The 21402-nt window shown below is 62.9% G+C and carries 14 protein-coding genes; 9 read left to right on the forward strand and 5 right to left on the reverse strand.

What is annotated here, in order from left to right; translation table 11 throughout:
- Positions 1-299: 299 nt before the first annotated feature.
- On the reverse strand, positions 300-575 hold the full coding sequence (locus CQ007_RS06190; protein ID WP_105644219.1) for a YheV family putative zinc ribbon protein: 276 nt from the start codon (positions 573-575) through the stop codon (positions 300-302).
- A complete protein-coding gene (prlC, locus tag CQ007_RS06195) occupies positions 572-2611 on the reverse strand; it encodes an oligopeptidase A (RefSeq protein ID WP_146114544.1) in 2040 nt (679 codons plus the stop codon). The genes CQ007_RS06190 and prlC overlap by 4 nt, the downstream gene beginning before the upstream one ends.
- Before the next feature lie 138 nt (positions 2612-2749).
- Between prlC and CQ007_RS19065 the strand changes: the two genes are divergently transcribed.
- Both CQ007_RS19065 and CQ007_RS06205 read left to right on the forward strand, forming a co-directional pair.
- Positions 2750-3289 (forward strand): gamma carbonic anhydrase family protein, encoded by a 540-nt coding sequence (locus tag CQ007_RS19065; protein ID WP_146114545.1) that lies wholly within the window; start codon positions 2750-2752, stop codon positions 3287-3289.
- 264 nt (positions 3290-3553) lie between these two features.
- The gene (locus tag CQ007_RS06205; protein ID WP_105644225.1) at positions 3554-4576 is read left to right on the forward strand and encodes an NADP-dependent oxidoreductase; all 1023 of its coding nucleotides are present in this window, start codon (positions 3554-3556) and stop codon (positions 4574-4576) included.
- A 128-nt stretch (positions 4577-4704) separates the two neighbouring features.
- Here CQ007_RS06205 and CQ007_RS06210 read toward each other — a convergent pair whose 3' ends face one another.
- From CQ007_RS06210 to CQ007_RS06220, 3 genes are all read right to left on the reverse strand, one after another.
- Positions 4705-6363, reverse strand: a complete 1659-nt coding sequence (locus tag CQ007_RS06210) for a long-chain-fatty-acid--CoA ligase (RefSeq protein WP_105644227.1) — start codon at positions 6361-6363, stop codon at positions 4705-4707.
- A 124-nt stretch (positions 6364-6487) separates the two neighbouring features.
- The gene (locus CQ007_RS06215; protein ID WP_105644229.1) at positions 6488-7177 is read right to left on the reverse strand and encodes a sensor histidine kinase KdpD; all 690 of its coding nucleotides are present in this window, start codon (positions 7175-7177) and stop codon (positions 6488-6490) included.
- The gene (locus CQ007_RS06220; protein ID WP_158256729.1) at positions 7174-8802 is read right to left on the reverse strand and encodes a tetratricopeptide repeat-containing response regulator; all 1629 of its coding nucleotides are present in this window, start codon (positions 8800-8802) and stop codon (positions 7174-7176) included. The genes CQ007_RS06215 and CQ007_RS06220 overlap by 4 nt, the downstream gene beginning before the upstream one ends.
- 279 nt (positions 8803-9081) lie before the next feature.
- On the opposite strand from CQ007_RS06220, the gene CQ007_RS06225 reads away from it, so the two are divergent.
- From CQ007_RS06225 to CQ007_RS06255, 7 genes are all read left to right on the forward strand, one after another.
- On the forward strand, positions 9082-11556 hold the full coding sequence (locus CQ007_RS06225) for an ATP-binding protein (RefSeq protein ID WP_105644233.1): 2475 nt from the start codon (positions 9082-9084) through the stop codon (positions 11554-11556).
- On the forward strand, positions 11507-12298 hold the full coding sequence (locus CQ007_RS06230) for a response regulator (RefSeq protein ID WP_105644234.1): 792 nt from the start codon (positions 11507-11509) through the stop codon (positions 12296-12298). The genes CQ007_RS06225 and CQ007_RS06230 overlap by 50 nt, the downstream gene beginning before the upstream one ends.
- Positions 12285-14585 (forward strand): TonB-dependent receptor, encoded by a 2301-nt coding sequence (locus CQ007_RS06235; protein WP_105644236.1) that lies wholly within the window; start codon positions 12285-12287, stop codon positions 14583-14585. The genes CQ007_RS06230 and CQ007_RS06235 overlap by 14 nt, the downstream gene beginning before the upstream one ends.
- Before the next feature lie 193 nt (positions 14586-14778).
- Positions 14779-15558 carry a helix-turn-helix domain-containing protein gene (locus CQ007_RS06240; RefSeq protein ID WP_105644238.1) on the forward strand — a complete coding sequence of 260 codons (780 nt, stop codon included), beginning with the start codon at positions 14779-14781 and terminating at the stop codon, positions 15556-15558.
- A gap of 182 nt (positions 15559-15740) precedes the next feature.
- Complete coding sequence (locus tag CQ007_RS06245; RefSeq protein ID WP_105644241.1) at positions 15741-17528, forward strand: TolC family outer membrane protein; 1788 nt, start codon at positions 15741-15743, stop codon at positions 17526-17528.
- 252 nt (positions 17529-17780) lie between these two features.
- Entirely contained in the window at positions 17781-19916 is a 2136-nt protein-coding gene (locus tag CQ007_RS06250; protein ID WP_105644243.1) for a type I secretion system permease/ATPase, read from the forward strand.
- Positions 19913-21364: an HlyD family type I secretion periplasmic adaptor subunit gene (locus tag CQ007_RS06255; protein WP_105644245.1), complete on the forward strand. Its 1452-nt coding sequence runs from the start codon at positions 19913-19915 to the stop codon at positions 21362-21364. The genes CQ007_RS06250 and CQ007_RS06255 overlap by 4 nt, the downstream gene beginning before the upstream one ends.
- Positions 21365-21402: the final 38 nt, after the last annotated feature.

Below are 21402 nucleotides of genomic sequence, written 5' to 3' on the forward strand. Positions count from 1 at the left end.
TGCGGTGAGCGGTGTGGCAGGCCCACGCCACTTTCATCAGGCATATACCGTCATTGCGAGCCCACAGGGCGTGGCAATCCAGCAGGGGTATACCGGCTAAGCCGTGTCTATGGATTGCTTCACCGCTGTGCGGTTCGCAATGACGAGGTGGAGGCCGTTGTCCCATGCCTTCTCATCCGTCATTGCGAGCCCGCAGGGCGCGGCAATCCAGGGGGCGTATGCCGGTGACGCCGTGCTTGTGGATTGCTTCACTGCTGTGCGGTTCGCAATGACGGAGGGTAGCGAACCCGCCGGAAAACTCAGCTGTCCTTCTTCTTCAGCTTCGGATTCGGATAGAACTGCGCCACATGCGAGGTGGCCGACGGTTTGCTCGATGGCTGCACGGTTACCCGGGTCGGTACTTCCCTGGGCACCGAGTTGCCGCGCTCGTCGAGGCTGTCGGCATAGCCACACTCCACGCACTCGCGGTGGGCTATGCCATCCTGCTGATACATGCGGATGGTATCCATCCTGCTGCACGCCGGGCACACAGCCCCGGCGATAAAGCGTTTTACCGGCTCGTTCGGCTCGTTCATGCCGCTTGCTCCTCGCTCAGGCCGCTATGGCGCAGCAGTGCGTCCACCGATGGCTCGCGTCCGCGGAAGGCGACGAACAACTCCATGGGTTCACGGCTGCCGCCGCGTGCCAGGATGCTGTCCCGGAAGGAGCGGCCGGTCTCGGCATTGAAGATGCCTTCCTCCTCGAACCGGGAGAAGGCATCGGCCGATAGCACTTCTGCCCATTTATAGCTGTAGTAACCCGCGGCATAGCCGCCAGCGAAGATATGTGCGAAGCCGTTCTCGAAGCGGTTGAACGCCGGTGGCGGCATCACCGAAACCTCATCGCGCACGGCCTGCAGTACCTCCCGCGCACTGCGGTCGGACTGGGCGTGCAATTCGAAGTCGAACAGCGAGAACTCGATCTGGCGCAGCATGCCCAGGCCGGACTGGAAGTTGCGCGCCGCCAGCATCTTGTTCAGCAGCTCTGCAGGCAGCGGCTCGCCGGTTTCATGGTGGCCGGAAATCAGCGCCAGGCCTTCTGGCTCCCAGCACCAGTTCTCCATGAACTGGCTGGGCAGCTCCACCGCATCCCAGGCCACGCCATTGATGCCTGAGGCGGCTGGGTAGTCGACCCGGGTCAGCAGGTGGTGCAGGCCATGGCCGAATTCGTGGAACAGCGTGGTGACCTCGTCATGGGTCAGCAGCGCCGGCTGATCGCCAATGGCCGGGGTGAAGTTGCACACCAGGTAGGCGATTGGCCGTTGCAGCTCGCCGCCCGGCAGGCGCCGGCGGTCGCGGGCGCCATCCATCCAGGCGCCGCCACGCTTGTTGCTGCGGGCATACAGGTCGAGGAAGAAGCGGCCGATTACCTGACCGCCCTCGAGCACCTCGAACAGCCGCGCATCGGCATGCCAGCGCTCGAACTCGGCGACCTCACGCAGCTCGATGCCATACAGCCGGCCAACGATATCGAACATGCCCTGCAGTACCCGATTCACCGGGAACCAGGGGCGCAGCTCTTCCTGGGACACGGCATAGCGGTGCTGGCGCAACTGCTCGGCGTAATAGCCGGTATCCCAGCTCTGCAGCTCGCTGCAGCCTTTGCTCGCGGCGAATTCGCGCAGTGCCTGCAGGTCGGCCTCGGCGAACGCGCGGCTGCGCTGGCCCAGGTCACGCAGGAAGCCCAATACCTGGTCGGTGCTGTCGGCCATCTTGGTAGCCAGCGACAGCTCGGCGTAGTTGGCGAAGCCCAGCAGGCTGGCCAGCTCCTGACGCAGCTGCAGAATCTCCGCGATCAGCGGGCCGTTGTCATGCTCACCGGCCAGCGGACCCTGGTCCGAAGCACGGGTGCAGTAGGCGGTGTAAATTTCCTCACGCAGGGCGCGGTCATTGGCATAGGTCATCACCGCATAGTAGCTGGGGAACTCCAGGGTGATCAGCCAGCCGTCCAGCTCCCTGGCCTGTGCCGCCTGCTGCGCCTGGGCCAGTGCCGATTCGGGCAGACCATCGAGCTGGCTGGCATCGGTGATGTGCTTGGTCCAGGCCTGGGTCGCATCCATCAACTGGTTGGAAAAACGGCTCTGCAACTCCGACAGGCGCATCTGCAGCTCGCCATAACGCTTCTGCTGCTCGGCGGGCAGGGCGATGCCGGACAGGCGGAAGTCGCGCAGTGCGTGTTCGATGATGGTCTGCTGCGCCGGGTCCAGTTCAGCGAAGCTGTCGCTGTCGGCCAACTGGCGGTAGGCGGCATACAGCGCCTGATTCTGGCCCATCTCGGTGGAAAACTGGCTCAGCAACGGCAGGCAGGCATTATAGGCATCACGCAGCTCGGCACTGTTCATTACCGCGTTCAGGTGGCTCACTGGTGACCAGGCGCGGCTCAGGCGTTCGCCCATCTCATCCAGTGGCTCGATCAGGCTGGCCCAGTTCCACTGCGCCGGCGGATTGCCCAGCAGTGTTTCCAGCTGCGCCCGACTGTCCGCAATGATCTGCTCGATGGCCGGTTTGACCTGGTCCGGCTGGATCGAGCTGAACGGGGGCAGGTCATAGGATTGCAACAGCGGATTGGACATGGCGGGGTTTCCTGAATAGCGTGGGTTCGTACAATGACACCATGGTATCGGACCAAGGGGGCATTGGCACCCGGCGCAGGCCGGGACACAATTACCGAATAGATGATGGCGACCGCCGATCAATTCAAGGGGTGAGTGATGAATATACGCCGATTCGCGGGCAAGACCCCGCAACTGGGCGAGCGCGTGTTGGTGGATGCCAGCGCCGTGGTGCTGGGTGATGTGGAGCTGGGTGATGACTGCTCGGTATGGCCGATGGCGGTGATCCGTGGCGATATGCATCGCATCCGCATCGGTGCACGCACCAGTGTGCAGGACGGCAGCGTGCTGCATATCACCCATGCCGGACCGTTCAACCCCGATGGCTATCCGCTGATCATCGGTGACGACGTGACCATTGGCCACAAGGTGCTGCTGCATGGCTGCACGGTCGGCAGCCGCATCCTGATCGGCATGGGCAGCATCGTCATGGACGGTGCCGTTATCGAGGATGAGGTGATTCTCGGTGCCGGCAGCCTGGTACCGGCCAACAAGACCCTGCGCAGTGGCTATCTGTATATGGGCAGCCCGGCCAAGGAAGTGCGGCCCTTGAGTGACAAGGAACGCGCGTTCTTCCCCTACACTGCAGCCAACTATGTGCGTTTGAAGGACCAGTATCTGCTGGAAGAGGGGGAGTAACTAACACCGTGCCGTCGTGTCACAAGCAACGTCATTGCGAGCCCGAAGGGCGTGGCAATCCACGGGGCGTATGCCGGCGACTCCGTGCCTCTGGATTGCTTCACCGCTGCGCTCCTCGCAATGACGAGTACGGAGCTGTGTTGCTGGTGACTGCTGACAGTTGATCATTGCCATGAATAAAGGCAGGTCCTGTCTGCATAGTGGTTTATGCTCGGATGGAGCGGGACGACGTCCCCATCCATTCACTGCTGAGAGGCCTTGAACATGTCTGCCCTAATCAATCGAAAAATAATTCTTGAGCGGCGCCCCCAGGGAGAAATACGCGATGGTGATCTGGTCCTGGCGGAATCCCCGGTGCGTGAGCTGCGCGACGGCGAGGTACTGATCAAGACCCTGTGGCTGTCGCTGGACCCCTACATGCGCCCGCGCATGAACGACGCCAAGGGCTACATGGACCCCATCGGCATCGGTGAGGTCATCGTCGGCGAAAGCGTGGGCCGGGTGATCGAATCGAAATCATCGAATTACAGCGAGGGTGATCTGGTTACCTGCTACTCCGGCTGGCAGGAGTACTGCATCGTGCCGGGTGACGCACCGATGATCTACAAGATCGAGCCCCGTGGCGTGCCGCTGCAGGCCTACCTGGGTGTGGCCGGCATGCCGGGGCGTACCGGCTACTGCGGGCTGGTGTATGTCGGCAAGCCCAAGGCCGGTGAAACCGTGGTGGTAGCGGCGGCTTCCGGCCCGGTCGGCACCGTGGTCGGACAGACCGCCAAGCAGCTGGGTTGCCGGGTGGTCGGGGTGGCTGGCGGTGAGGATAAATGCCGCTTCGTGGTCGAGGAGCTGGGCTTCGATGCCTGTGTCGACTACAAGGCCGGCAACCTGGAAGCGGATCTGGCGGCAGCCTGCCCGAACGGCATCGATGTGTATTTCGAGAACGTTGGCGGTGATGTCAGCCGCGCGGTGGCCAAGCTGCTCAATCCCGGTTCGCGGGTGCCGATCTGTGGCTATGTGTCGGCCTATAACGCCGAGGACGCGAGCAAGGTGGAAACCCCGTTCCATATCTTCGGCAAGCTGGAGAACCCGCCGGAGCACCGTTTCTTCCTGGTCACCGAATGGCAGGACCGCCACCAGGAAGTTACCACCCTGCTGGCCGAGCAGGTCGCCAGCGGCAACATCAAGTACCGCGAGACGGTGGCCGAAGGGCTGGAGAATGCCGTCGAGGCGTTCAAGGGCATGCTCAAGGGCAGGAACTTCGGCAAGCAGCTGGTGCATATCGCCGACTGAGGCATACCGAGGCGGGAGCCTCGGGCTGCGATGACCATTGATTTGTCGGGTTGTCGAGCACCCGCTCGACGACCGGGGCGCTACACCCCCGCCAACAGACGGTGGTGCGGCGCGCCGGGGTTGCGCTGTCAGCCCTTCGCCCACTCCTGCTCCTGCAACGCCCGCCACATGATCTTGCCGGCGGGCGACTTGGGCAGGGTGTCCACAAACTGCACCAGCTTCGGGCACTTGTAGGCTGACATATTGGCCTGGCACCAGGTGATGATGTCGTCGGCGCAGGCACCTTCATGACCTGCCGCCAGCACCACCACGGCCTTGACCGTCTCACCGCGCCGCTCGTCCGGCACCGATATCACGCACACTTCCTGCACCGCCGGATGGCCGTACAGCAGCGACTCCACTTCCGCCGGCCAGACCTTGTAGCCGGAGGCGTTGATCATGCGCTTGACCCGGTCGACCAGAAAGAAATAGCCCTCCTCGTCGTAGTAGCCCAGATCACCGGAGCGGAAGAAGCGTTTGCCGTCCAGCTCGATAAAGGCCGCCTCGGTCGCTTCCGGCTGGCGCCAGTAACCCTGGAACACCTGCTCGCCATGCAGGATGATCTCGCCGACCTCGCCCACGCCGAGTTCCTGCAGGGTCTCCACATCGACCACCCGTGAATCCACACCGATGATCGGGATGCCCAGGCACTGCGGCTTGGGTGCAAGTGGCGGGTTCATGTGAGTGGCGCTGAGGGTTTCCGACAGGCCATAACCCTCGGAATAGCGCAGGCCCATCTTGCCTTCCAGCTTGGCCGCGATGGCGGCGGGCATGGCCGCACCGCCACCACCGATGGCCTGCAGGCTGCTCAGGTCGTATTGGTCGATCTCCGGGTCGGACAGCAGGTCCACCACCATGGTCGGGATATTGCGCCAGGCGGTGATGCCGTGGCGTTCGATCAATTGTGCAGCGGTGCGGCGATCCCAGCGGGTCATGATCACCTGGGTGGCGCCCAGGTAGATGGCGGCATTCATGCACACCTGCATGCCGGTGACGTGGAACATGGGTACCGAGACCAGTTGCACGCCATTATGCTGACTATTGCCCCATACCGACGGATACACCGTAGTGGCCATGGCGCTGTGGTGGGTATGGGCGCAACCCTTGGGGTTGCCGGTGGTGCCCGAACTGTAGGGAATCACGCACAGATCATCCGGGCCTGTGGTCAGTGGTCCCGGCTCGTAGGCTGCATCGAGTGCCTGTTGCCATGCGGTCAGACCGGCGAGATCGGGCAACTCGCCGGCCATCGTCACCACCTCGGGCAGAGCCAGATCGGTCGGTTCGCGCACATACTCGGCATAGGCGCTGACCACCACCTCACGCAGCCCGTTGGTGCCCAGCAGCTCGCTGATATTGTCCAGCAGCTCGCGGCCGCACAGGGCCACCTGCGCCTCGGTATCGGCGATCAGATACTCCAGCTCGGCCCTGCGGTTCATCGGGTTGACCGGTACCACCACCGCATTGGCACGCAGGATGGCATAGAAGCCGATGACGAACTGCGGGCTGTTCTGCATGTACAGCAATACCCGGTCGCCGGCCTGCACCCCGGCGCGCTGCAGATAGCCGGCCAGCGCCTCGGCCTGCCGTTCCAGCTCGGCATAGGTCAGGGTCGTGCCGTAGTAGATGATCGCCGGATGGTGCGGATAGCGCAGCGCGGACACACTGAGGTTGGAATACAGGCTGGTGGCCGGCAACTCGAGAAAAGGCGGCACCAGGTCGGGCCAGACGGCGTAATGACGCTCGAACATACGCAGGGGACTCCGTGCAGACGGTCTTTGTAATTGTGTAGCGCACAAGCTAAGCATGTGCCGGGCAACTGCGGAACTGTCAGAACCCACGGTGTTGATGGGTTATAAGTCAGAGCGCGCGTCCTCAAGGCAGGTACAGACGAAACTCCCCACCACCCAGCTCCCCGCCGTTGCCCAGCTCGATATAGCCGTGCTGGCCATCACGCTGGTGCAGACTGGCGATGCACTGGCCGAAATACAGTCCCAGACCGGTGCTGCCGTTGGTGACGTCGGCATCCTGGGTGCCGTTGCCATAGCGTCCCAGCATGTCGGCGGGATAGCCGCAGCCGTCATCATTCACCGTGAGCAGCAGCATGCCATCGCGCAGGGCCGCATGCAGATGGATGGCCGAGCGGGTGTAGCGGATGGAGTTGTTGAGCACATTGCCGATCACCGAGCCGATCAGCTCGGCATCCAGGAAGAACAGTCCGGCGCCCTCCACACTGCAGCTGCTGCGGATATCGCGCGCCTGCAGAATTTCCGCATGGCGTGCCAGTTGCTCCTGAAGCAGGTCTTCCACCTCCACCCAGTCCGGGCGCAGCGGCAACTGGTTGATCTGCAGCTTGTACAGACCGAGCATCTGCATGAGCATGCCATTGAGGCGCAGCGCCTCGTACTCGATCACGCCGCGCTCGCCGGACTGGGCCAGCTCCGGCGGCAACCGCTCTAGCCACTGATTCCAGCTCTGCATCAGCAGGCTCAGGGAGTTCTTCATATCATGCACGGTGGAGGCCAGCACGGTGGAAAAGTCCAGCCCCTGATCGTCGTTGTTCATAGTGCCTCCAGTCGCTCACGGAGTTTATGGTAGCGCTCCTGCCGGTGATCGCTGGCCGGCATGTGGCTGGCCTGTTGCAGGCAGGCGCGGCACTCCTCTTTCAGTTGCGCTGAGGGTTGTTCCATGGATTCTCCGGCGGGTTGCCGGGCCAGCAGGCGCAACAGCGACTGGGCGGTGTTCAGCGCGAAACTGATATTGCGCGGCTGGCTGGCCAGTGCCTGGCGGAACAGCTGCAAGGCTTCCGGAAATTGCTTCTGCTGATAGAGGAGAATGGCCTGGTGGTTCCACTCCAGTGCCTGGGAACCGGCTGCGAGAATCGCCGGGTCATCGGTACGGGTGGCGATCTCGGTCATGACCTGCGGATCATCGCCATACATTTCCGCGCAGGTGCCCAGAACGCTGTCGGCCTGCTGCGCCTGGCCCAGTGCGCGCAATTGTTCGGCCACCTGAAGCGCGGCAGGGGCAGTGAAAAAACCCTCCAGCTCGGCCAGCTGGGCCACCGCCTGCTCGGCCAGCCGGCGTGCTTCGGCGGGTTGCCCGGCCATGTCCAGGGTTTCGGCTTGGGCCAGACGTGAGCGCACGGCCAGTGCGGGATCATCCCGCCAGGTGCGGTCCAGTTCGCCGAGGGTCTGGCGAATTTCCCCCAGTACGCGTTGGCCGAGCAGGCTGTCACCCGCCTGGGCCTGCAGGTTGGAAACCAGGTTCAGGTGGTTCTCCGGGTTGCGGAACAGCGAGTTGCGGCCCAGCTCCACCGCATGACGAAAGGCCCGTGCCGCCTGCTCATGATCATGGTTGCGCTGCGCCAGCTCGCCCATGCGCTCCTGTCGCCGCAACGAGTGGGGCGAGATGCGCAGGCCCTGCTGCAACTGCTGCTGGGCCTCCTCCGGATTACCCAGGGCCAGCTCGGTGGCGGCCAGGCCGTCATACAGCGCCGGAATCATCGGAAACTGGCGGATGCCGTCCAGATATAACGCCTGGGCCTGCTCCAGCTGGCCGTTTTCGCGCCACAGATCGGCCAGTGCGACCAGCGCCCAGGGTAGCGGGCGCTCGCTGATCAGCATCTGCAATAATCTGGCCTGCTCCTCGCGGCGGCCCAGGGCGGCGAGGGCGGCAACCTGATGTCGGCGGCAATGCGGTGCATAGCGCGGGTGACTGGCGATGATGCTGGTGCAGGCCTCCAGCACACCACTCCAATCCTCCTGCCACTGCGCCTCCAGTATCGGTCGTAGCACGCTCTTCATGGTGATCAGCCGATCCAGGCGTTGCTGCAGACTGGCCAGGTTGAAGGGCTTGGTCAGGTAGCTGTCCGGCTCGCACTCCAGCGCCGCCATGACCATGGCCTGGCTGCTCTCGGCGGAAATGATGATGAAGACGCAGTGCGGACTGAGCAGTCGATCATGGTGCAGCTCCTCCAGCACCTGCTGGCCATTCTTGCCCTTGCCCAGGTTGTAGTCATGCAGGATGACGTCGTAGTGTTTCTTGCGGCACAGCGCCAGGGCTTCCTCGCCGCTGGTCGCCGCATCGATGTCATCGACGCCCATCTGCCGCAGCATGCCGGTGAGGGCCGAACGGAAATCGGTGAAATCATCCACCACCAGAAACTGCTTCTTGCTGTATTCGATCATGTCGAGGTCCGAACAGGTGTTTTCTGGCCAGTCCAGAAGGTCAGGCAGTGGCATCATATTGCCATTATATAGGGGCAAATGCCCGGCCATGCTGTCAATTATGGTTCACCCTGACCCGAATGGCTTCAGGTAGCGGGCTGTGATATTGCGGTATCATTCGCGGTATAGCAGCGCCTGCCGGCTCGCTTGCCGTGACGGGAGCCATGGATGCGCCGGGTTCCAGGGCGCATTCATGAGGTTCCCCTTATGCCGTCGCCCTCAGCAATATCGTGGCTTCTCTTGCTTTTCTGGTTGCCCACCCTGGCCCCAGCCCAGGCGCTGCAACTGGAGTCGTGTCAGACCGAGCGCATCATCCTGCAGCCATGGCTGCAGGTATACGAAGATGCCCGCGGCGACTATACGCTGGATGAGTTCCTGGAAGCCTCCTCTGCGGAGTTGGGCTCGATGGCGTTGCTCCATCTGCGGCCTGACCTGGCCAGTGCGGCGTTATGGCTGCGCTTGGAGGTGTCCAACGCGAGCACTGCGGATTGCAGCATGTGGCTGTTCCCCGGTGCGCCTCGCGCCCGCGACATGCGGCTGTTCCAGCACCAGGAAGGAGAGTGGCAGCAACGACTGGCCGGTGCCGACTGGCCATTGAGCAGCTGGGATTCGCCGCTGCGCCTGCCGGCCTTCGAACTGCAGCTGCCAGCGGGCCAGACACGCACCTTCATCCTGCGCATGGACAACCGGCCGCCAGTGGCCATGCAACCGATGCTACTGTCCTGGGATGGCCTGCTGAGTGCTCGCGTGGCTGAAAGTACCGCCGATGGCGTGGTCTTCGGTCTGGTCGGGCTGCTGGTGGTGCTGAGCCTGGCCGTGGGTATCATCTATCACTGGCCGCTGTTGTTCGCCCATGCTACCGCAGTGTTGCTGTATGTGGTCTTCGTTGGGTTGCGCACCGGTTACGGATTCGTGCATCTGTGGCCTGACGCTCCGGAACTGGACAGGAATCTGATCATTCTGGTGCGTGCCGCCATGGGGGTGGCGGTGCTCGGCTATCTGCGCCTGCTGCTGCAGGTGCGCCGGTTGCCGCTCTGGTGTGGTCGGCTGGTTACCGGCTGGCAGGCTGTGCTGGTGCTGTACGGGCTGGCGCAGATACTGTGGGATGGGGGTGTGCTGAGCAATATGCTGAGCTGGGCGATCAGCGGCGTTTCCGCGCTGATCATGCTGACCATGGCCTGGGTAGGATATCGCCACCGGCTGCCCTATAACTGGTTCTGCTACCTGTTGCCGGTGCTACTTGCTGTGCAGGTGCTGATACAGGCCGGCTTCGTGCTGAAGTGGTGGGAATTGTCGCCCTATGAATACAGCTGGTATTCGATCTCCGCGCTGCCGGGTGCATTGCTGCTGGTGTATACCCTGGTGAGCCAGGTCCGGGTGGGGCGTACCCGCGAGCAGCAGGCGCTGCTGGATATCGACCAGCTGAAGCAGACCGAAAAAGAGCGGCTTGAGCATACCGTGGCGGTACGTACCAGCCAGCTGCGTGATGCCCTGTCGGCACAGAATCATCTGCTGGCGCGTATCAGTCATGACTTGCGTACCCCTATGCAGGGCATCCTCGACAGTGCCCGGAAGATCCAGGGTGACGGGCAAGAGCAGGAGCATGCCCGGCATATCGAGCAACATGCCCGGCTGCAGCTGGAGCTGATCGACGAGTTGCTGGAATTTTCCCGCAGCGAGCTGCAGCACATGGAGCTGCTGATCGCGCCAGGCTATCTGTTCGGCTTCCTGCGGGAAATCGAGGAAATCGGGCACTTTCTGGCCCAGCGCAACCACAATCACTTCAGCTGCCTGTTCGCGGATGATCTGCCGCTACTGGTCAATGCCGATTTCCGGCGGTTGCGACAGGTGCTGGTCAATCTGCTGGCCAATGCCGGCAAGTTCACCCGCAACGGTACCATCGAGTTCCGCGTCAGCCGAGGTATCCAGGGCGAGGAGGGACAGGTGTCACTCGACTTCAGTGTGGCAGACAGTGGCATCGGGATTCCTCTGGAGGAGATGACCCGGCTGACCGAGCCTTTCCATCGCGCCAGCAACGCGAAGCAGCACGAGGGCACCGGATTGGGCCTGTACATTGTCCGACAGATGCTGGAACGGATGGATTCTCGCTTGCTCATTGCCCGCTCCGCCCATGGCGGAAGTCTGTTCAGCTTCAGCCTGCAACTGGAGCTGGCGGCAGAGCAGGAACTGGATACCGTCATGGAGGAAAGCCATTTGCCCTGCATGAACGGTGAGAGCAAGCGGATCCTGGTGGTGGATGATGCCGACATCAGCCGGGAAATGCTCTACGAGCTGTTGTCTGGCTACGGGTATGATGTGCAGGCCTGTAGCAGTGTCGATGAGGCCCTGGGGTGGCTGGCCGAGGGGACGCCTGACCTGGTGCTCTGTGATCAATACATGCCCCTGTTCACTGGCTGGGTGCTGCTGGACTGGATCCGGCAGTACCGACCCGATCTACTGGTGATCCTGCACTCGGCTTCGCCACCGCGCCCACCTGAGGAATACCAGCACCTGGCATTCGACGTCTGCGTCCTGAAGCCAGCTCGGACCGATAGACTGCTGCGCTTGATTGGCAGTACCCTGAGCCAGGTACCCGACCCGGCGCAGGAATTCGACGAGCCAGGGCAGGGCGAGCGTTCGCAGGTAACAAGGACACGCTGTATCAATGAGCCAATCAGCGCCAGCCCAGGATATCCATGTCCTGATCATCGATGACTGCCCGGAAGCACTCAAGCCATTATCGAATCTGATTCGATCAGCGGGTATACGCCTTTCCGTGATAACCGAGCCGCGCCAGGCGGTCCAGCGCGTCCAGGCGCTGCGCCCGGACCTGATCCTGCTGGATGTGCACATGTCGCAGATGGACGGGTTCGCCGTATGCCGCCTGTTGCAGGAGGCGCCACTGACCAGGGAAATACCCATTATCTTCCTCACCTCGGCGTCAGCCATCGAGCAGCGATTGCAGGGGCTGACATTGGGTGGTGTGGATTACGTCATCAAGCCATTCGTGTCTGAAGAAGTGCTGGCGCGCATCCGTATCCATGTGCAACGGATGCGACGGGACAGCGGGGGCGAACCTGAGCCTGATGGTGCCGAGGCAAGCCATCAGGATCCTGACCAGACGGCACTGCACGCCGCCATGCGCCTGATTGCCCAGCAGCTGGAAGCTCCGCCGGGTTTGTCCGATATTGCTCGGCAGGTTGGCACCCACGATAAGAAACTGTCCGCCATCTTTCGGCAGTACCTGGGCATGACGGTTTTCGCCTTCATTCGTGAGGAGCGTTTGCGCAAGAGTCAGCAACTGTTGGCCGACAGTCATCTGAGCATCCAGGATATCGCTGATCTGGTCGGCTTCCGCAGTGCCGCCAACTTTGCCACCGCCTTTCGAGAGCGAACGGGGATGACGCCAAGCGCCTTTCGCCGCCAGCAAGGCGAACCGCAGCATGCGCCGGATTGAGTCGCTGCTCGGTATCCTGCTGTGGCTGCCGCCGGCAGCCACGTTAGCCGCGCAGGACGCTGCCCTGAGATTGCCGGACAGCCACGCCGAGGGTCGTGAGCTGGATATCGACTGGCCGCAGATGGCGGACCGTGATGTGATATACGCCGACGATCTGCAAGGCCCGGCCTACACCACGGGCGAGATGCTCAGCCGCAGAATGGCGGTGCTGCAAATGAGCTCGGCGACCACCCGCCTGACTGGTTTCAGCATGCGTGGGTTGGGTTCGGCATCCTTCAATAATGGTATGGAAAGCAGCGTCGGGCTGTATGCAGACGGCGTCTACCTTGGCCGTCAGAGTCTGTTCCAGGCCGACCTGGGTGATGTTGAACGGATCGAGGTGCTGCGTGGGCCACAGGGTACCCTGTATGGCAAGAACAGTAGCGCCGGGGTAGTCCATGTGATCAACCGCGCGCCGCAGTGGCGTGCCGGCGCGGCGGTGCAGGCCCACCTGGGTGAGTATGGCCAGCAGTACTATGGTGGACATGTCACTGGGCCGTTGCTGGACAAGGTGCTGGCAGGGCGGCTCACCTTCTATCAGCGTCAGCGGGACGGCTCCATCGACAACCGGCATGGTGGCGGCAAGGAGAACGACGAGGATCGTGATGGCCTGCGTGGGCAGTTGCTGTGGCGTCCCGGCGACCGGCTGCAGTTGCGCCTGCTGGCCGAGCATGCCCGTGAGCGGGAGCGCTGCTGCGCTTTTCCCTATGTGGATGCCAGCCGTGCATCCCGCGCCAGCGCGGCGTTCATCGGCTATCCACTACCGCGCATCGACCCCGGTAGCCGGGAGGTGGCAATAGATGGGCTGAATCGCTCGGACGTCGTGCAGCGGGCAATGACCCTGCATGCCGATTACCGCTTCGAGGATGGCTATCGGCTGGCTTCCATCACCGGTTGGCGGGACTGGGACTATGCCCTGCAGCTGGATATGGATGGCATCGACCTGGATATCGCCTCGCAGGGCGGCCAGCACTTGAAGCATGACCAGCTCAGCCAGGAGTTTCGCCTGACCGGCCAGCTCAACCAACAGCTCACATTCATCGCCGGGTACCACGGCTTGTACCAGCGGATGGAGGCCAACGGCTGGATGCGTACCGGCCCGCAGGCGGCGGACTGGTTTGCCGCAGGGATTGCTGCTGGAGCCGGGTTATCGCCAGAGATGATCAATGACGCCATATTGGACGGTGCGGGCTCGACGCTGAGTTCACGCCAGCAGGCCACCACCCATGCCCTGTATGGTCAGTTGGACTGGCAATGGACTCCACAGCTGGTGGTCAGTGCCGGGCTGCGTCTGAGTAACGAGCGCAAGCAGGGAAGTACCCGTCGGCGGCTGGATCTGCCGGAGCTGCCTGACGACAGCCTCTCGCAACAGATCGGCCCGGGACTGCGCGAAGCCGTGCTTGGACGTCCTGCCTCGCATCGCGAGAGCCTGCGGGACCGGCATGCCAGTGGGCATCTGGAGTTGATCCGGCAACTGGATGCGGCATTGCAAGCACGCCTGCGCCTGGCCAGCAGCTACAAGGCCGGGGGTATCAATGCCGAGCCCACCGGCCAACTGGTGGAGCCGGTATTCGCGGCTGAGCGGGCTAGCGGGGTGGAATTCGAGTTGCGGCGCAGGTTGTCCCAGGGACGCGGTGTGGTCGGTCTGACGCTGTACCAGACGCAAGTGCGTGACTACCAGGCTATCACCTATGACCCCGGTTCGTTGCTTAACCGCCAGCGCAATAATCTGATGAATATCGGCAAGGTGCGCTCGCGCGGGGTTGAGCTGGACTCACGGTGGTTGGCGGCGCCGGATCTGAGCCTGCATCTGGCACTGGCCTGGAATGACAGTCGCTATCGGGATGTCGAGAATGCGCCCTGTCCACCCGGCAGTGCCGGGCTGTTCTGTGACCTGTCCGGCAAGCGCCTGTTCAACGCGCCGCAATGGAATCTGGCCACGGGGCTGGAGCAGCTATGGTCGCTACCTGCCGGTCTGGAGTGGCATGCCGGCGGCAATTATCACTGGCGCAGCGGCTACGATGGCACGCTGGAGCGTGGGGTCGGCAGCGAGATCGGTGCGCGCGGCCTGCTGGATCTGTATTCCGGAATCGCACGCCCTGGCCGCTGGCAGACCAGTCTGTTGCTGCACAATGCATTGAACAAGGACTACATCTCCAGCATCTATGCCCTTACGGGCAGCGGTGACTACGGCGCGGCCATGGGCGCGCCACGCACCTGGTCACTGCGGCTTCGTATCGATCTGTGAGTATGCCGGCGGATCAAAGTGCGGTTTCTCGCTTCGTTGTCATAGATTCATCCCCTGAACCAAAGGCTTAAGGCCTTCTATCAAAGATTCCTCCTCATTTCTTGTGGAACAATCGACAAAATTACGACAGGCAAGCGTGACTGCTTGTCTGCTTACGTCAAATTTTTATCGTTTATGACTTAGGGACGGGTCAATGAGTAGTGTTGCCGCTCTGCGAGACTCCCATATCCTGGTGATACATCCCCGACCGGAAGAGCTGCGTGTCTTATTGAACCAGTTGCAGGCCGCCGGGGTGCGTCTGTCCATGGCAACGGCATCACGCCAGGGATTGCAGCGTGCTCAGGCGCTGGCGCCCGAGCTGATACTGCTCAATGTACAGATGCCGAAAATGGATGGTTTTGCATTGTGTCGACTGTTGCGCGAAGCGCCCCCTACCCGCAGTACCCCGATCATTTTTCTCAGTGCGGCTTCGACTGTGGATGAGCGCCTGCAGGGCTTTGCCCTGGGAGCAGCAGACTACCTGACTCAGCCTTTTGTTCCGGAGGAGGTCATGGCACGGATCTGCATTCACCTGGCGCGCAAAGCGAATCGTGCCGAGTGGCAGAGCGAGCCGACCGGCACGGTCCTCAAGGATGCCGACGAGACAGTCCTGCGCGCTGCCATGCGTCTTATCGACCAGCGGCTTGACTCGCCACCAGCGCTGGCTGACATGGCCCGCCTGGTTGGTACCCATGCCAAGAAGTTGACGGCGATCTTTCGACGCTATCTAGACATGACCGTATACGCCTATATCCGCGCCGAGCGACTGCGCAAGAGTCAGGAACTGCTGGCCAACAGTAACGCCAGTATCCAGGACATCGCCGATCTGATCGGTTTTCGCAGCGCTGCGAACTTCGCCACTGCTTTTCGCGAACGCACGGGCCAGACACCTAGTGCCTTTCGTAACCAGGTTCGCAGGCTGAAGCAGCAATGACCCGCCAGGCTGCATCGCTATGCAACAGGAAATCTGCGGGAAAAGAGTCCTGGCAAACGTTTTATCCGCTCCGCCAAAAATGGGGGAGCGGCCTTTTTGATTTAATGCCGGCGCTTGGCGACAGCCTGACCGCTGGGTCATCGATGACAGAAAACGAAACCCGAGTCTATTGAGAGGAAAGCATGCATAAGGAAATTCCCTTCGTCCGTCTGGCACTTGCAGTTTGCCTCGGCATGGCCCCCATGATGGCTTCGGCGACGGAGCAGAATACCGATCTGTTGTCTGTCGTCCAGAGCACCCTGGATACCAATCCCGAGTTGCGCTCGCGGCTGGATGCTTTCTACGCCTCGACCGAGGACCGGCGGGAAGTATTCGGTGGATACCTGCCGACGATCGACCTGAATGCATCGGTAGGCCAGGCCAACCGAGAATTCGACAACCGCAGTGATTATTCCCGCAACTACGCTGAAGTCTCGCTGACGCAGATGCTGTTCGACGGCTTCGGTGTGCGCAACCGCCTGGCCAAGGCTGATCACACCAGCCGGGTGCGCTACTACGAGCTGCTCGATGAAGCCGAGACCAAGGCCCTGGAAGCCAGTGAAGCCTACTTCGACGTGCTGCGGCACCGCGAGCTGGTCAAGCTGGCACAGGACAACCTGGCCAACCACCAGCGTGTGCATGAGCATATCGGCCAGCGCGCCGAACGTGGGGTCAGCAACCGTGCCGACCTGCAGCAGATCGAGGGCCGCCTGTCGCTGGCGCGCTCCAATCTGATGACCGAAGTGGCCAACCTGCAGAGTGTCACCGCGCGTTACCAGCGCCTGGTAGGACAGCTGCCGGCCGACGAGCTGCAGCCTTACGAGGTACCTGGTGCCCGCGTACCGGGTGAGCTGGGGCAGGTGCTGCGTACCGTCTACGCCAACAACCCGGCGCTGTATGCCGCCTTCGAAAATACCGAGGTGACCCAGGCCGCCCTGCGGGAAACCAAGGCCAACCGCTATCCGACGCTGGAGCTGGGCCTGCGCCACGGCACCTACAAGAACAACAACAGCTTCGACAACCGGACCGATCCGCGCTCCTATGGCGACGAAAGCATCGTCGAGTTGCGGGCCCGCTACAACCTGTACCGTGGTGGCAGTGACCGCGCCGCCGAGCGTGCCGCCTGGCAGCGCATCAACCAGGCCGAGAGCCTGCGCGACAAGACCTGCGTGGACCTGCGCCAGACCGCGACCATCGCCTATGGCGACATACTCAACCTGCAGAGCCGCCTGCCGTCGCTGGACCAGCACCGCGCCGCCTCCAGTGCGGTACTGGTGGCCTATCGCGAACAGTTCGATATCGGTCGTCGCTCGCTGCTGGACGTGCTCGACTCCGAGAACGAGGCGTTCCAGGCCGAACGGGCCTACAGCAATGGCCAGTACGACCTGCAGATCGCCCGCCTGTACACCCTGCACAGCATGGGTGAGCTGCTGAACACCCTGTCGCTGTCCAACGAGACCATCCCGCCGCTGGAAGACCTGCGTGCCACCCCGGCGTATGACTCGGCCAGCCGCTACTGCGAAGTGGTGGCCGGTGGTGTGCTGGATATCGACCAGTACCTGCAACCGCAACGGGCCCAGCAGGTGGTCAACCTGAGTGGCGATGCGCTGTTCGATGTCGGCAGCGCGGCCATCCGTGGCGGCACCGAAGCCCGTCTGCAGAACCTGTTGCAGCGCGTACAGGAGCAGGGCGCGCTGCGCTCGATCAGCATCGTCGGCCATACCGACAGCACCGGCTCGGCCAGCCTCAACCGCGACCTGTCGCTGGCGCGGGCGGTATCGGTGCGTGAATTCCTGATCGAACAGGGCATCGACCGAGCCATCATCAGCGTTGCCGGGGCCGGGGCTGATCGTCCTGTCGCCAGCAATAATACCGCTGAGGGTCGTGCCGAGAACCGTCGGGTCGAGCTGCACATCAATCGCGCCGAGTAGGAGTCTCGCAAACACCGTCATTGCGAACCGCGCAGCGGTGAAGCAATCCACAGGCGCGGCGTCACCGGCATACATCCCATGGATTGCCACGCCCTGCGGGTCCGCAATGACGGATGAGGATGAGAAGGCATGGACCAGGGCATTCCACCTCGTCATTGCGAACCGCGAAGCGGTGAAGCAATCCACAGGCACGGAGTCACTGGCGCGCGCCACATGGAATGCACTATCGGCTGAGGAGTCTTCGAGCTGAACATGGATACAGCGCCTGACGATGCACTGGCAGCCTGCCTGTCATGGCTGGCTGGCCGGCATGGAACTGTCACCAGTCGTGATGCCATCGTCGATGGCCTTGCGCTGGTGGAAGGTCGCCTGTCGCCTTCGCTATTTGCCGAGGCGGCGCAGCGGGTCGGGCTGGTAGCCCGGCTCGCCCGGCAGCCGCTGGGCAAGCTCAACCGCATGCTGCTGCCCTGTGTCGTGTTGCTCAAGGACAATCGCGCCTGTGTGGTGCAGCAGCTCGACCTGCAGGCCGGTACGGTCGATGTCCTGCTGCCGGAGCTGGACATGCAGCCGCAACAGCTGGCGCTGAAGGAGTTCAACGACAGTTACACCGGTCTGGTGATCTACTGCCGACCGGCATTCCGCGCCGCCGATGGCGACATTATCCTGGATGCCGAGGATGACAGCCGTGGGCACTGGTTCTGGAGCGTGATCCGCACCAACCGCCCGGTGTACCGCGATATCCTGCTGGCTGCGTTGTTCATCAACCTGTTCGCCCTGGCCATGCCGCTGTTCGTGATGAACGTGTATGACCGGGTGGTGCCCAACCAGGCCACCGATACGCTTTGGGTGCTGGCCATTGGTGCCGCCATCGTGGTCTGCGCCGATCTGGTCCTGCGCCTGCTGCGCAGCTGGTTCGTCGAGCTGGCCGCCAGCCGCGCCGATATCAAGCTGTCGGCGCGTATCATGCGGCGGATTCTGGGCATGCGCCTGGAGCACCGCCCGGCGTCGGTCGGCTCCTTCGCCGCCAATGTGCAATCCTTCGAGTCGGTGCGCTCGTTCATCGGCTCGATGACGGTGACGGCGCTGGTCGACCTGCCGTTCTTCCTGCTGTTCGTCCTGATCATCATGCTGATCTCCTGGGTCATGGCCATTCCGGTACTGGTAGGTGCGGCGCTGATCGTGCTCTACGCCCTGTCGGTGCAGGCCAGGATGCGGCAACTGAGCGAGACCTCCAGCCAGGCCAGCGCCCAGCGCAACGCCGGCCTGATCGAAAGCCTGGATGCGATGGAAACGCTGAAGAGCTTCAACGCCACCAGCCGCATGCAGGCGCGCTGGGAGCAAGCCACCCGCTTCCTCTCCGGCTGCTCCGGCAAGCAGCGCATGCTGGGCGTCTCGGTCGGCGCGCTGGCCTCCTGGATCCAGCAACTGGTTGCGGTCAGCATGATCATCGTCGGGGTGTATCTGGTGATCGATGGTCAGATGAGTCAGGGTGCCCTGATCGCCGCCTACATGCTCTCATCGCGGGCCATGGCACCGGTCTCCCAGACCGCCTCGCTGCTGACCCAGTATTACCAGGCAGCCACTGCGCTGGGTTCGCTGGAACAGATCATGGGCAACGAGCAGGAACGCACGCCCGGCAAGCAGATCATCAGCCGCCCGCGCCTGCGCGGCGAGATCGAACTGCGCAATGTCAGTTTCAGCTACCCGGATGAACAGCGCAGCGCGCTGAATGGCGTCTCCCTGCATATCCGCGCGGGTGAGCGGGTCGGCATTCTCGGCTGTGTCGGCTCCGGCAAGACCACGCTGGAAAAGATCATCCTCGGCCTGTACCGGCCCACCTCGGGCCAGGTGCTGGTCGATGGGGTGCATCTGGAGCAGATCGACCCCGCCGAGCTGCGCCGCAGTATCGGCTACATGCCCCAGGAAGTGCAGCTGCTCAGTGGCAGCGTCTACGACAACATCACCCTGGGGGTGGAGCGGCCGAGCAACGAACGGCTGCACGAAGCGATCAATCTCGCCGGGCTCAAGGCGCTGGTCGGTGCCCACGCCGACGGCCTGTCGATGCCGGTGGGCGAGCGGGGCAGCCGTCTGTCCGGCGGTCAGCGTCAGGCTGTGGCGGTCGCCCGTGCGGTGATGGGTAACAGCAGCATACTGCTGCTCGATGAGCCCACCAGCTCCATGGACAGCGTGCTGGAGAACCACGTGCGTAAATCCCTGGCCCAGTTCAGCCAGGGCCGGACCCTGCTGCTGATCACCCACCGCACCAGCCTGCTGGACATGGTCGACCGGCTGATCGTCATGGATGCCGGACAGATCATTGCCGATGGCCCGAAACAGAAGGTGATACAGGCGCTGGAGCAGGGCAGCATCGCGAGAGCGGCACCATGAGCGAGCAGAACATCGTCAGCAGCGTCGAAAACAAGCTTGTCGAGCAGCGCAGCTTCGAGCGCCTTGAGCAGTTGTCTGCTGTGGGTGCCGTGGGCAAGCCGGGGGTCGACCGGCTGTTCGCGCCCCTGTTTGCCGCCTTTGGCCGCCAGTCCGGCAACTGGCAGGTCGATGCCGAACAGGCGATCGAGGCGCAGCAGGTGTTCCGCGCCCGTGGCCTGCTGTATGTGATCGCGCTGATCTGTGTGCTGTTGCTGGTCTGGGCTGCGCTGGCCAAGGTGGACGAAGTGACCCGGGGCGAAGGCAAGGTGATTCCCTCCCAGCAGCTGCAGATCGTGCAATCGATGGACGGTGGCGTGGTGCAGGAGGTACTGGTCAGCGAAGGCGAGCAGGTGGCGCGGGGTGATGTGCTGGTGCGGATCGACCCGACCCGCTTCGTCGCCAACTTCCAGGAAGGCAGCGTGCGCGCCTTTGCCCTGCGTGCCAAGGTCGCGCGATTGCGTGCCCTGATCAACGACCAGCCCTATGGGGCGATCATGGATGACAGCCTCACCCCGGCACAGCAGCAGGTGTTGGTGCAGGAAGAAAACTACTACTACGCCAGCATCGGTGAACTGGAGCAACGGCTGTCGGTTGCCCGGGAACAGCACGCCCAGCGGCGCCAGGAACTCAGCGAGGCCCAGGCCCGGTTGCGCGCCGCCGAACAGGCCTACCGCATGTCCAGCCAGGAGCTGAATGTCACCCGGCCGCTGCTGGCCTCCGGCGCCGTCTCGGAAATCGACATCCTGCGTCTGGAGCGGGACCAGGCCGCCGCGGACGGCGAGCGGCGCTCGGCAGCGGCCCGTTCCCGCCAGGCCGAGGCCGGCATCCAGGAGGCCGAAGCGCGCCAGGCCGAAGTGGAGCTGAGCATGCGCAACCAGTGGCGTGCCGAGCTGAGCCAGGCCAGCGCTGAACTCAACAGTCTGAGCCAGAACGTCGACGGCCTGGCCGACCGGGTCAAGCATGCGGAGATCCGCTCGCCGGTCAGCGGTACTGTGCAGCGGCTGTTGTACAACACCATCGGTGGCGTGGTGCAGCCGGGCTCCACGGTGATCGAAATCGTTCCCGCCGACGACCGCCTGCTGGTGGAAGCGAAGATCGCACCCAAGGACATCGCCTTCCTGCGGCCGGGGTTGCCGGCAACCATCAAGCTGCACGCCTATGACTTTTCCATCTACGGCGGGGTATCCGCGACCCTGCAGCATATCAGCGCCGACACCATTACCGACGAGCGCGACAACACCTATTACCTGGTGCGGGCCATGACCACCGACAGCGAGTTCATCGAACGGCTGTCGGTGATCCCCGGCATGACCGCACAGCTGGACATCATGACCGGCAAGAAAAGCATTCTGTCGTACCTGCTTAAACCCCTGCTGCGCGCCAAGGCCAATGCCTTGAGCGAGCGCTGAACCCTATTGTAACCGTCGGCTAACGCCGCATTGATATC

This window comes from Pseudomonas sp. MYb185 (assembly GCF_002979975.1).
GTDB lineage: Bacteria > Pseudomonadota > Gammaproteobacteria > Pseudomonadales > Pseudomonadaceae > Halopseudomonas.

What these genes read in the sequence shown, in the direction of transcription:
- CQ007_RS06190 (WP_105644219.1), bottom strand. Translation starts at nt 575, where the DNA reads ATGAACGAGCCGAACGAGCCGGTAAAACGCTTTATCGCCGGGGCTGTG.
- prlC (WP_146114544.1), bottom strand. Translation starts at nt 2,611, where the DNA reads ATGTCCAATCCGCTGTTGCAATCCTATGACCTGCCCCCGTTCAGCTCG.
- CQ007_RS19065 (WP_146114545.1), top strand. Translation starts at nt 2,750, where the DNA reads ATGAATATACGCCGATTCGCGGGCAAGACCCCGCAACTGGGCGAGCGC.
- CQ007_RS06205 (WP_105644225.1), top strand. Translation starts at nt 3,554, where the DNA reads ATGTCTGCCCTAATCAATCGAAAAATAATTCTTGAGCGGCGCCCCCAG.
- CQ007_RS06210 (WP_105644227.1), bottom strand. Translation starts at nt 6,363, where the DNA reads ATGTTCGAGCGTCATTACGCCGTCTGGCCCGACCTGGTGCCGCCTTTT.
- CQ007_RS06215 (WP_105644229.1), bottom strand. Translation starts at nt 7,177, where the DNA reads ATGAACAACGACGATCAGGGGCTGGACTTTTCCACCGTGCTGGCCTCC.
- CQ007_RS06220 (WP_158256729.1), bottom strand. Translation starts at nt 8,802, where the DNA reads ATGATCGAATACAGCAAGAAGCAGTTTCTGGTGGTGGATGATTTCACC.
- CQ007_RS06230 (WP_105644234.1), top strand. Translation starts at nt 11,507, where the DNA reads ATGAGCCAATCAGCGCCAGCCCAGGATATCCATGTCCTGATCATCGAT.
- CQ007_RS06235 (WP_105644236.1), top strand. Translation starts at nt 12,285, where the DNA reads ATGCGCCGGATTGAGTCGCTGCTCGGTATCCTGCTGTGGCTGCCGCCG.
- CQ007_RS06240 (WP_105644238.1), top strand. Translation starts at nt 14,779, where the DNA reads ATGAGTAGTGTTGCCGCTCTGCGAGACTCCCATATCCTGGTGATACAT.
- CQ007_RS06245 (WP_105644241.1), top strand. Translation starts at nt 15,741, where the DNA reads ATGCATAAGGAAATTCCCTTCGTCCGTCTGGCACTTGCAGTTTGCCTC.
- CQ007_RS06250 (WP_105644243.1), top strand. Translation starts at nt 17,781, where the DNA reads ATGGATACAGCGCCTGACGATGCACTGGCAGCCTGCCTGTCATGGCTG.
- CQ007_RS06255 (WP_105644245.1), top strand. Translation starts at nt 19,913, where the DNA reads ATGAGCGAGCAGAACATCGTCAGCAGCGTCGAAAACAAGCTTGTCGAG.